The 12,294-nt window shown below is 50.3% G+C and carries 10 protein-coding genes; 5 read left to right on the forward strand and 5 right to left on the reverse strand.

What is annotated here, in order from left to right:
• Nucleotides 1-87: 87 nt before the first annotated feature.
• Genes ACY69O_RS07435 through ACY69O_RS07445 form a run of 3 tightly spaced genes read right to left on the reverse strand, consistent with a single transcriptional unit; the run spans nt 88 to nt 3,900 of the window.
• On the reverse strand, nt 88-1,107 hold the full coding sequence (locus tag ACY69O_RS07435) for a type IV pilus twitching motility protein PilT (protein WP_462332836.1): 1,020 nt from the start codon (nt 1,105-1,107) through the stop codon (nt 88-90).
• Entirely contained in the window at nt 1,094-2,353 is a 1,260-nt protein-coding gene (locus tag ACY69O_RS07440; RefSeq protein ID WP_462332837.1) for a GspE/PulE family protein, read from the reverse strand. Before ACY69O_RS07440 ends, ACY69O_RS07435 begins: the two co-directional genes overlap by 14 nt.
• Before the next feature lie 14 nt (nt 2,354-2,367).
• The gene (locus ACY69O_RS07445) at nt 2,368-3,900 is read right to left on the reverse strand and encodes a YifB family Mg chelatase-like AAA ATPase (protein WP_462332838.1); all 1,533 of its coding nucleotides are present in this window, start codon (nt 3,898-3,900) and stop codon (nt 2,368-2,370) included.
• Nucleotides 3,901-4,105: 205 nt separating this feature from the next.
• Between ACY69O_RS07445 and ACY69O_RS07450 the strand changes: the two genes are divergently transcribed.
• From ACY69O_RS07450 to ACY69O_RS07460, 3 genes are all read left to right on the forward strand, one after another.
• A complete protein-coding gene (locus ACY69O_RS07450) occupies nt 4,106-5,113 on the forward strand; it encodes an ABC transporter substrate binding protein (RefSeq protein WP_462332839.1) in 1,008 nt (335 codons plus the stop codon).
• Nucleotides 5,114-5,194: 81 nt separating this feature from the next.
• Nucleotides 5,195-6,082 carry an ABC transporter permease gene (locus tag ACY69O_RS07455; protein WP_462332840.1) on the forward strand — a complete coding sequence of 296 codons (888 nt, stop codon included), beginning with the start codon at nt 5,195-5,197 and terminating at the stop codon, nt 6,080-6,082.
• Complete coding sequence (locus tag ACY69O_RS07460; RefSeq protein WP_462332841.1) at nt 6,082-6,876, forward strand: ABC transporter ATP-binding protein; 795 nt, start codon at nt 6,082-6,084, stop codon at nt 6,874-6,876. The genes ACY69O_RS07455 and ACY69O_RS07460 overlap by 1 nt, the downstream gene beginning before the upstream one ends.
• Before the next feature lie 62 nt (nt 6,877-6,938).
• On the opposite strand, the gene ACY69O_RS07465 is transcribed toward ACY69O_RS07460, so the two are convergent.
• Complete coding sequence (locus ACY69O_RS07465) at nt 6,939-7,667, reverse strand: DUF6933 domain-containing protein (RefSeq protein ID WP_462332842.1); 729 nt, start codon at nt 7,665-7,667, stop codon at nt 6,939-6,941.
• Between the two features lie 164 nt (nt 7,668-7,831).
• Nucleotides 7,832-8,425, reverse strand: coding sequence for a helix-turn-helix domain-containing protein (locus tag ACY69O_RS07470; protein ID WP_462332843.1), 594 nt, complete (start codon nt 8,423-8,425; stop codon nt 7,832-7,834).
• Nucleotides 8,426-9,076: 651 nt separating this feature from the next.
• On the opposite strand from ACY69O_RS07470, the gene ACY69O_RS07475 reads away from it, so the two are divergent.
• Complete coding sequence (locus ACY69O_RS07475; RefSeq protein WP_462332844.1) at nt 9,077-10,228, forward strand: MFS transporter; 1,152 nt, start codon at nt 9,077-9,079, stop codon at nt 10,226-10,228.
• A gap of 123 nt (nt 10,229-10,351) precedes the next feature.
• On the forward strand, nt 10,352-12,294 hold a 1,943-nt coding region (locus tag ACY69O_RS07480; RefSeq protein ID WP_462332845.1), incomplete at its 3' end, for a transporter substrate-binding domain-containing diguanylate cyclase.

Raw genomic sequence — 12,294 nt, forward strand, 5'->3', positions numbered from 1 at the left:
AGATTCAGCGGTCAGACTCCCAGACAAAAAACCGTTTTCTTCTGTTTTTGCTTCATATATAAATTCCAAAAAATATTCATTCCCTCATCAAAATGTTTTTATTGCAATTTTCCCCTGTCGTGAAAGAGCGTCCATTGCCTGTTCCATAGTCTGCATTCCGAACTCAGCCCCTGCCATCATCACGGAGGCAAACTGCTGAACTTTTCCGCTTCGTATCAAACTCCGCACCGCGGAAGTTGCCGTAAGCACCTCCGATGCCGCTGCCCGGCCGCCGCCCTTCGAAGGTACAAGCTGCTGGGTGATAACAGCCTCCAGCACCATAGACAGCTGCATTCTTATTTCCTCCTGCTGCTCCGCAGGGAAAAAGCTGACAAGACGCAGCACAGCTTCTGCAGCCGTATGAGTGTGCAGGCTCGCCAGTACCAAAACGCCCGTTTCCGCCGCATGGAGCGCCGCGGCTGCCGCATTCGCGTCACGCAGCTCCCCCACAAGTAATATATCCGGATTTTCCCGAAGCGAACTTTTCAGCGCGCCCGCAAAGGAAAAGAAATCCTCTCCGTAAGCTCTCTGCTGCACAAGACTTTTATCCGAAACGTGGATAAATTCAACAGGGTCCTCCAACGTCAAAATGTGCTCTGCCCGTGTATGGTTAATCGTATTGATAAACGAAGCAAGAGTCGTTGTCTTTCCGGAACCTGTCGGACCGCACACCAGAATAAGGCCGTTCTTCTTTGAGAGAAGCTTCTGAAACACTGTCGGCGCCCCTATTTCCTCAAGTGTCGGAATGATTTTGGGAATAAGGCGGCACGCAAATGCCAGGCTTCCTCTCTGATAAAAGGCATTAACACGAAATCTTCTTTTACCGAAGGACCACGCAAAATCAAGCTCCTTTTCCTCAAGAAACCGCTTCATCTGCTCTTCGGATACCATTTCCGCCAAAAGCCCGCGCAGAAATGAATCCTCAGGGACAGGCCCCCCGCACCGCCGCAGTACCCCGTTCACACGCAAAAATGACGGCTGTCCTGCCGTCACATGAATATCTGATGCTTCTGTCCTCTCTGCCTCCCTGCAAAGTTCATTCCATGCTTCCCTGTTAAAATCCCCCATGTATCACACGTCCAATCTCGTCCATCGAAGTCTCACCGGCCAGCGCCTTCTGTACTGCGTCAGAAAACAGTGACACAAGCCCCTCTTCCTCCGCCAGCTTTTTCAGCACCCCGCGGTCTGCTCGGTCAACCACAGCTTGTCTTACTGCCGGAGTAATGCGCAAAAGCTCATGCACTGCAATACGTCCCTGATAGCCTGTATGACGGCAGGCCTCGCAGCCCTTTGCCCGCCAGAGTCTGACACCCTGATGAAAAGCTCCTCCAAGAAGTGCCGCCTCACGTGTTCCTTCCATCACCTCAAAGGGCTCCCTGCATTCCGGACATAATCTGCGAACCAGTCTCTGCGCGACAATTCCCAGAAGCGCCGCCGCCAAAAGATATGAAGGAATACCCATATCGAGCAGGCGGAAAACCGCTCCCACAGCGCTGTCAGTATGAAGTGTCGTGAAAAGAAGACGTCCGCCGAGAGCCGCGCGTACTGCCGCTTCTGCCGTTTCCTCGTCACGGATTTCTCCTACCATGCAGACGTCGGGGTCCTGCCTTAAAAGCGCACGCAGCCCCTTCGCAAAGGTCAGCTCCGTTCTTGAATTTATCTGCATCTGATTGATTCCCTGTATCCGGCATTCAACAGGATCTTCAATGGTAACGATATTTCTGCTCTCCGTATTGAGCGCATGAAGCGCCGCATAAAGAGTGGTTGTCTTTCCGCTGTTGACAGGGCCGCACAGTATCAAAAGTCCGTAAGGAACCCCGCACCACTCACGAAACTGCCTTTCATTTTCCGGAAGAAAGCCAAGCTCCTCTATTGTGCGGAACTCCCGCGCTCCCGTCAGAAGACGGAGGACTATGCTTTCGCCCTTAATGACCGGCATTGTCGATACACGTACATCAACCTCAGTCCCCGAACCATTCCATGTAAACCGTCCGTCCTGGGGAATGTAATGCTCCGTGGTTTTCAGCTTTGCCATAACCTTTATACGGGACAGAAGCATGTCCGAAAGCTCGTGAGGAATCTCCGCAGGTGCCGTCTCAAGCACGCCATCCACACGAAACCGCACCCGGAGACCGTTTCCGTTCGGCTCTATATGGATATCACTGGCACGTCTTTCCATCGCTTCACGAAGAATATCGTCCACCAGCGCAACGACGGGGGCCGCCATTCCGTCTGACAGGAAGCTCTCCCTCCCGCCTCTCCTGTTTACGGCAAGGAGAGCCCTTCCTATCAAATCCTTCATTTTATCTTCCATATATAATTGTCCCCTTACGAATCTATTCCAAGTCCGAGGTCATTTCTAAGCTGCACGGCCTCGGCGATATGTCTGTCCTCAATGATATCCGAGCGGTCAAGGTCGGCAATCGTACGCCCCACCTTTATAATGCGGTCATATGAACGTGCCGACAGCTTCATCTTTGAAAAAACCTGCTCCAAAAGCTTCTGTGCTCCATCGGAAAGAGGACATGTTTTCTGCAGCGTCGCATGATTCATCTGCGCGTTGCAGAACGCATTGTACGGAGCCAATCTCTCAAGCTGAATATCCCTTGCTGCCGTCACACGTTTGCGTATTGCTTCCGAGCTCTCAGCTTTCTTCACTGACGTAAGGTCCTTATACTCGACACGGGGTACACGGATATGAATATCTATACGGTCAAGGAGCGGACCTGATATCTTCCTTGTGTAGCGTTTTATTTCATTCGGACTGCACTCGCAAGCACGGTCTTTGTCCCCGGCCCAGCCGCACGGGCACGGATTCATTGCAGCCACAAGTATCATTCTTGACGGAAAGGTAAGCGTCGCATTCACGCGGGCCACCGTAACAATTCCGTCCTCCAGCGGCTGACGGAGAACCTCCAGCACCGATTTGCCGAATTCGGGAAGCTCATCCAGAAAAAGTACCCCATTATGGCTGAGCGTGACCTCTCCCGGACGCGGTACACTGCCTCCTCCGATAATGGCAGCCGACGAAGTCGTATGATGCGGGCTTCTGAAAGGACGCTCGGTTATAAGCCCTCCGTTATTTCGCAAAAGCCCCGCGATACTATATATTTTCGTGACCTCCAAAGCCTCCTGCTTTGTCATTGCAGGAAGTATAGAAGGAAGTCTTCTCGCCAGCATGGTTTTTCCGGCTCCCGGAGCTCCCACCATCAGCACATTATGTCCGCCCGCAGCCGCAATCTCAAGAGCTCGCTTCGCAACGAACTGTCCCTGCACATCTGAAAAATCCTCTGTCCCTCTTCCGGAGTCCGAAACGGACTCCGCCCTTGGAACGGCAGGCTCGCACTCTCCGCGGCCCGTCAGAAAATTAACAAGCTCTGCAAGATTTGCCGGAGCGTAGACCTTCAGCCCATCCACGAGCAGGGCCTCCTCCGCGTTTGCGGGAGAAACAAAAATCGTATCAAGCCCGTTCTCTCTCGCATGGATAGCCATTGGCAAAATTCCGTGAATTGACCGAAGCTCTCCCTCCAAAGAAAGCTCCGCCGCAAAAAGACAGCCCTTCGTCCGTTCCGTCGGCACGATTCCGTGGGCCGCCAGCAGCCCCACCGCAATAGGCAGATCAAGTCCCGAGCTGTCCTTTCTGATATCCGCCGGGGCGAGACTTATAGTCACCTTCTCCGCCCGCATCTGTATTCCCGAATTTTTTATAGCCGTCCGTACGCGTTCCTTTGATTCCTTGACTGCTGTATCCAGCAGCCCAACAACATCAAACTGTGGAAACCCCGCAGAAACATCAACCTCCACATCAATAAGTACGCCGTTTACTCCAAGCGTCGTAGCACCACAGGTTCTCGCAAACAAATATCCCGCCCCCTAAAATTGTGAACACGTCTAACTAAATTCGCCATTTGAAGCAAAATACCTTCTATTTTCTGAAAAAATGCACAAATTTTTGCAAAAGAATGTCCACCTATTGCGGATTTTGTATAGACTATTACAAGTTTACAATGTATAATAGGTCTATGTTACACAAAAATAAACATTTGTACTAAGGGGTGGAACTTTTATGTTCATGGGGAAGAAACTGAAAAGAATTGCAATGGGTCTCACAGCCGTTCTTGCGGCAGGCCTAATTGCAGGGTGCGGCGGTGGATCGTCGTCCAACAAGCAGTCCGCGGAGAAAAAAGAGTACAAAATCGGTATCGTCCAGCTCGTTGAGCACAACGCTCTCGATGCTGCAAACAAAGGCTTCGTAGAAGGCCTCAAGAAACGCGGCTTCGAAGAAGGCAAAAACGTAACAATCGACCGTCAGAATGCTCAGGCAGACCAGTCTAATCTGCAGAACATCGGCCAGCGTTTTGTAATCAACAAGGTTGACCTCATCTGCGCAATCGCTACACCGGCCGCACAGACTGTCGCAAACCTCACAAAGGATATTCCTATCGTCGGAACAGCCATCACCGACTATGTCGGAGCCAAGCTCGCTGCTTCCAACGATGCTCCGAAGGGTAACGTCACAGGCACAAGCGACATGAACCCGATAAAGGAACAGGTCGACCTTCTCATCAAACTTTTCCCGAACGCAAAGACAGTCGGTGTTGTTTACTGCTCCAGCGAGGTAAACTCCGAGGTTCAGGTAAAGGCAATGAAGGAATACGCCGAATCCAAGGGACTCAAGGTCGAGACAGCAACAATTTCCACAGTCAACGACATTCAGCAGGCTGCACAGAGCCTCGTAGGCAAGGTTGATGTATTCTATGAACCGACGGATAACATCATCGCTTCTGCTATGCCGACACTTGTAGCTGTAACTGACCCTGCAAAGAAGGGTATCATCTGCGGCGAGCCTAACATGGTCAAGGCAGGCGGTCTCATCACATACGGTATCGACTATTACAAACTCGGTCTGCAGACAGGCGACATGGCAGCCGATATCCTCGAAGGAAAAGGCAAACCGGCAACAATGCCGATTCAGCTTGCGAAAGACCTCAAGGTATTCGTCAACAAAGCCGATGCAGAACGTCTCGGAGTCAAGATTCCCGAGGACGTCCTCAAAGGCGCGGAAACCTTCTGATTTACCGCAAAACAGTATCCGCCTTCCCTCATCATGTGGGAAGGCGGTCTTTTTAGAAAACTCTTTAGGGGAAATGCAATCTTGGATTTGATAATACCTACTCTGTCACAAGGCCTGTTATGGTCAATACTTGCGCTGGGCGTATATCTCACGTTCCGCGTGCTTGATATCGCCGACCTCACCGTTGAAGGCAGCTTCCCGCTCGGAGCGGCAGTCGCATCGGCGTGTCTTGTCAAAGGCGCAGAGCCGTTCACCGCAATATTTGCCGCTGCAGTCGCGGGCATGCTTGCGGGCGTGGTCACAGGCCTGCTTACAACAAAGCTGAAAATACCTGCGCTCCTCGCCGGCATCCTCACTATGATTGCGCTCTACTCTGTCAACCTGCACGTCATGGGCAAGGCAAACCTCTCCCTGCTGCAGGTAGATACGATTTTCACAAAGTTCGCGTTCTTGTCGGGAGACCGTCAGCTTGTAGTCCTCATTGTGGGCTCATTGGCAACGCTTTTCCTCTGCCTTCTCTGCTACTGGTTCTTTGGCACGGAAATCGGCGCTGCCATCCGAGCTACAGGCTTTAATCAGCACATGATACGCGCAAACGGAGTCAACACGGATATCACCATTATCCTCGGGCTCCTTATCTCCAACGCCTTTGTTGCCATCTGCGGCGCGCTTATCGCCCAGAGCAACGGCTTCGCTGATGTGGGCATGGGCGTCGGTACTATCGTTATAGGTCTCGCCTCGGTCATTATCGGTGAGGTTCTTTTCGGAACAAAGAGCTTCTGGCGCTGCCTCATTTCCGTAGTGCTCGGTTCGGTTGTCTACCGTATCGTTATCGCACTGGTGCTTGAACTCGGAATGCCGCCAAACGATCTCAAACTCTTTACGGCTATCCTCGTCGCCATCGCTCTCGGTCTGCCTCTTCTGCAGGCAAAATATAAAGCAAAACAGCGGAAGGAGGCCATGAAGTAATGCTCGACATAGTACACATCGCAAAAACCTTTAACCCCGGTACAATCACCGAAAAAGTCGCGCTTGTCGACGTGTCTCTTCACCTCGACGACGGCGATTTCGTCACGGTCATCGGCGGAAACGGTGCTGGAAAGTCCACCCTCATGAACTCAATAGCCGGCACATTCTCCGTCGACCGCGGAACAATCTCCATAGACGGAGAGAATATAACCTCATGGCCTGAGCACCGCCGCGCAAAATACATCGGCCGCGTATTTCAGGACCCCATGATGGGCACTGCTGCAGGAATGATGATTGAAGAAAATCTCGCTATTGCTTCCCGCCGCGGCAGAACACCCACCCTCCGCTGGAGCGCGCCTGAAAGCAACCGTGCGAAATTCCGCGAGCTTCTCGCTCCGCTGAAGCTTGGCCTTGAAGACCGTCTGGAATCAAAGGTCGGACTTCTTTCGGGCGGGCAGAGGCAGGCTCTCACTCTGCTCATGGCAACAATGGCCAACCCAAAGCTCCTGCTTCTCGACGAGCATACGGCAGCCCTTGACCCGAAGACAGCGGAAAAGGTCCTCGGCATCACCACGGAAATCGTAGGCGAACGCCACCTCACAACCCTCATGATTACACATAATATGCGTGACGCACTGCGCTGCGGAAACCGCCTCATAATGATGTATGACGGCAAAATCCTCATTGACGTAAAGGGCGAGGAAAAGAAAAACCTCACAGTCCCCGACCTTCTCGCCATGTTCGAAAAGGCAGCAGGCAGCGAGCTCACCAGCGACAGCCTGCTTTTGAGCTGAATACCAGATACAAAACGCCCTGCAGAGATTGATTCCCTGCAGGGCGATATTTTTTATGTAATCTATTCACTTCTCAGCGCGTTCAGTCTTTTCAAAAGGCATTCCGTTTCTTCTTTGGATATAATATGCTTCCATCCGGACTCATTTACGGCAGACATAAGAACATCCGCCTTTTCAGCTTTCGGGCCGTCTCCCAGCTGAAGCTCAACCACTGCCTTTTTAAGCTCCTCATATCCCGCGCCCCTGGGCATATTTCCCTTTTCCGGGGAAATGATTCCAAGCCGCATCAAGTCATCGACAGCCTTTTCCATGACAACACGGTAATCCCCATCTCTCGGACCGTCTTTGAAAATTTCATGGTTTGCGATATCTGTCAGCTCGTCCTGATACATAATATCCGTATAGACAGGTGCACGCCAGCAGGGCGCATCCATCATCAACCGCATCATATTTCCCACCGGCTTCTTGCCGTGAGTCTTCGTGAGCCTTGCCTCGCCAGCCGCCGCAAAATACGCGTCGAGCGCCGGCTCCGAAAGCCCTATACAGTCCCGCATAGCCTGACGGATAAGCCCCTCGGCTATGCCAGGCAGATCCTTCTTCAGCTCTCCCGGTGTGATTCCATAGGCGATGACCGCAAAGCGGCTGCTTGCATTCACGATGAAAAGAATCAACTTGCGGAATGCAATATCAAAATTAACCTCCCAGCAAAACGCGGGCTCCTGCTCCGCAGCCTCCGGCAAGGTATCTATCTTTATCTTCTTTCGAAGCTTCTCCGTCAGTCCAAACTCCATATCGCACCTCCATGTTCATCACACGTTCCATGCCTCTGTATCGTTCTTTATGCTCCTACGGAAATACTCAGTATATATTATATTCGCCCTGCATGAAAATTTTCCTGCTTAGCATAAATATATTTTCAAGAGACACATTTATATGAAGCTGCGATAAAAAACTCTTATTTTTTATCCATACGCACCTTAAACAATCCGTCACGATTGCAATAATAATATAATTCCTTTACCCCACCTGCTGTGAACCGCGCCTGGGCGTTTCCTTCCGGGTAGAGCTTTACGAGCTGAATCCTGTCTGTATAAACAGCGGCAATAAAGGAAATATAGTGCTGCTTGGTCATTTCATGATGAATCTGAACAAAGTATTCGTCCTCCACCCGTTCAGCCGTACATTCGTGGCTTCCATCGGATATCTCCGCAACAGACGGCATAAGCTGTACGCCGTGGCAGGAAACAGAAGCCTCACCCATGCCGTACAGAATATTGCCGCAGACCGGACACACATAAAACACAGACTTCGTCATGTTTCCCGCGGCATTATGATTTGTTACGGCAGCGCCCGAAAGAAGCTCCGCCACCGATACCCGCAAAGCCGCAGCCAAAGGCTCCAACAGGGTGATATCCGGATATCCCCTTCCTGTTTCCCATTTTGAGACCGCCTTATCCGATACATTGATACGCTCCGCCAATTCCGCCTGCGTGTAATGATTTTTCTCACGAAGCCGTTTAATGAGTTCACCCGTAACATATTGATTCATAGCCTCTCACCTCCTGCTCTCATGATAGCCCAAACATGACAATTCGTGTACCTACGAACGGTAGAGTCGCCAATAAATCATTGCTTTCCATAATTCCTCTGCGCCGACTCAAATATATTCTATCAACTGTATAGTTCCCTGCAACCAAAAGTGTCGGTAAAGACTGTCATGTTATGCTATAATCTTCTTAAAACGAATCCGTTTATAACGCATTCGTTCAGGTTTTGCCAAAGGCAAAACTTCCTCTGTCAGCGTTTTACCCGAGGACATCAGCTTCGCGTCGCAACGAAGCTGGAGATATGCTCACCGCCTGTTATTTGCCCCAACCCCCGCTTACAGAAATGGTGAGCATATTTTGACGAGTTATATAATCTTAAAATTTTAGTACGATAATCAAAGAGACCTGGCTTGATTGGGATGTCAACCACAATTACTGCCATGCAGAAGGCAATTCCATGATTCCGTGCGCCGCAGAGGTGGCCTTTGTGAGTGAATACGGCAGGAGATTCTTTGATGACAAGCTGGGATACAGTCCCGTACTGAAGAAGTACATTCGAGTCATTGATGAACATCTGTACAACAGTTTAGGGGTTTGAATTAAAGATACCCCGTTCAGCTTTGGCTAAGAATTTTGCTGCCGGAGGTGGCATCATGGAAAAAACATCTTACTGGGCCAAAAATGATTTATCCATGCTGTTCCTGTTATCCATCTTTATGAACGGTTTTGAGACAGGAGGCTATCAGGCCTGCCTTCTTTATGTGGGACAGGAATATGACCTGTCCATCGGCCAGCAGGGAATGCTGGCAGCTGTCCAGCTTTTCGCCACCATGATTGCGCCCCTGCTTTTGGGAGCGCTGGCAGATAAAATCGGCAAAAAAATTATGCTGGTAATCTTCACCGCCTGCCGGGCATTATCAGCGGTCATTATCCTTTTTGCCTCCGGCTCCATGATTTTTGCAGCAGGAATTTTCGTTCTGGGCTTTGCCTGCAGTATTGTGCAGTACGTGGCCATTGCGGGAATGCAGGACACATATCCGCAAACACGCAACAAGCGGATGGGATACATCACTGCTATGTTTGCCCTTGGCGCCGTCATTGCTCCGCTGATAGTGGGACTCTCCCTTGCAACTCCCTGGGGCTGGCGCTCCTTCTTCGTGCTGAGCGCCCTTATCTTTCTGATTTTGACCATCTGTCTGTCAAGAACGGATTTTGCGCCCCGCGAAGATGTGAACCCTGAGGAGCTTGTCAATGCAGAAGGCGGTATTTATATCAAGGGCGCAGCCTTCCTGTGTGCCATTATGTTCATCTACGTGGGCGTGGAAAACGGCTTCTGCTTCTTCCTGAACAGCTTCATGGCAGACACCCTTGGTTCCCCCCGTGGATATCTGGCTCTTTCCCTGTTCTGGCTGGCCATGATTCCTTCCCGCTTCCTCTGCGGCATCTTTGCCGAACACCGCAGCAGCCTCATATACATCGCGCCCCTGGGGGCGGCAGTGATGCTGGCGCTGCTGACCTTTTTGACTCAGGAAATCCTTATCTTTGCTGCCGTTTTTGTCTTTGGCTTCTTCTGCGGCGCCGTCTACCCCAATGTGCTGACATATGTAGCAGATTTTGCAGGAGGACGCACTGCCACCGTTACCGCCGCCATCACCGCAGCCACAGGCATAGGTGCCACTGTCATCTCCGCCTCCTTCGGCTTTCTGCACGAGCAGTTCGGCTTTGGTGGAGCTTTTCTGGTGCTGGCCGCCCTGCTGGGAGCAGATGTTTTAATCGCAGCCATGGTGCCACGGCTGCGCCGCTGAAATACGCACCTTCGTCGGCACAATAACAGCTTTATCCGCAAAGAAAATCATCAGCCATATCTGTCATAGTGTGATATACTTTTCATGATAAATTCAAATATAACCGCAAAGAGGTACTGCGCTATGAAATCCCTGGTTTTATCTGCAATACAAAAATATGTTTCTTCACGCGGCAGCTTCCGTTTTTGGAGGCGTGTTATTTTTTGTGTTTTCTTTGCGGTTTCACTGATTCACTGCCCCATTGCCGCATCAGTCCCATCGGAAAACGCGTCTGATTCGGCTCAGATCAATAACATATACAAAGAAAAAAAGGTCCGTGTGGGTTATTTTCACAGCATCAATTTTTCCGAAGGAATGAGCGACACCGCAGTCAAATCAGGTTTGGCATACGATTACCTTCAGAGAGTTTCCTATTACACCAACTGGAACTATGAGTATGTATACGGCGGCTGGTCTGATATACTGCAAATGCTCTATTCCGGCGAGATTGATGTCATGGCAGGGGTATCGAAGACCCCTGAACGTCTTGATAAGGTTTTGTTCCCGGATTATTCCATGGGTGCGGAAAACTATTACATCTACGCCAACGTGGACCATCCCTTAAGCTCCCAGGGGATTTCCTCAATTGCAGGGTGTACTGTAAGCGTGAATAAAGACAGCATCATGGAAGGTCTTCTTATTGACTGGAACAAGTCCGGAAACCGTCAGATTAACATCGTAACCTACAGCGGCACCACTGCCCGCTACGAAGATTTTAACGCAAAAAAAGTTGACGCCACCGTAGACACGGATAACGCCATTCCATCTGAAAGCCGTATGATTCCGATTGCCCGAATCGGCCAGTCGGAGTATTATCTCGCCGTAAACAAAAACAGACCTGATTTATTGGAAGAGTTAAATACTGCCCTTGATAAACTGACATCCACCACGCCTTATTTCACAAAGACACTTGCCAACAATTACTTTTCCAATTTATCAGTCAGTGCCAATCTTTCTCCTGATGAGCTCAAATGGCTCACCGACCATCCGAATATCACCATAGGCTATCTGGACGATTATCTTCCTCTGTGCGATACCGATAAGAACGGAAAACCCACAGGCTGTATGACGGATATTATCAATGAAATGCTGCAGGAGCTTAAAATACAGGATAAGGTCAATTTGACGTATGTACCCTATGCTTCTTACAGCAATCTGCTTTCCGACCTCCGGCTGGGAGCAATCGATGTGGCATTTCCTATCAACAACGATGTTGCCCTCGCCGAAAAAAACAACATTTATCTCACTAATGAAATCATTTCCACGCCCATGTATTTAATCTACTACGGTGAATTTTCCCCTGCAAAGGGCCGTTATATCGCTGCAAAAAGAGGAAATTCCATAGCCGATATTTACATCAGAAACAACTTTCCCGACGCAGAGGCTGTATACTACGACAAGATAACGGATATGCTTGATGCTGTAGCGGCGCAGAAGGTAGACGGCTGTATTCTGAACGTATTCAGAAAAGATGCCTATCTTCTCCGTTCCTCATATCAGGAACTGAAGGCAATGCCGCTGAAAGCACGCGCCCACCGCAGTTTTGCAGTAAGACACGGAAATACGGAGCTTTTGTCGATTCTGAACCGCGGAATCACCGTTATCCCCAGCGAGTTTGTTTTAACAGCCACCAGTTCATACACCAGTCAGATGAACGTCCTTACCTTTAAGGATTATCTTTTGCGTCACATTACCACAGTCATGACCGTTTCAGGCTGCATTATCGCAATCTTCAGTGTGCTTACGGCTTACAGCTTCATTATGCGCAGGACCCGCAAGAGAATAGAGTACATCGCGCACCACGACAGCCTTACGGGGCTTTTTAACCGCCTCAGCTTTAATGAGGACCTGAATAAATTGGAGAAAAAAAGGTCCACCGGCGACATCATAGTCGTCGCCATGGACCTAAATGACCTGAAACGTATAAACGACGGACTGGGCCATGAAGCCGGAGATGAAATCCTGAAAGGTGCCTCCGACTGCATGAAGCGGATACTTGACCGTCACGGAAACGTTTACAGATTAGG

Source organism: Schwartzia sp. (in: firmicutes) (assembly GCF_978017985.1).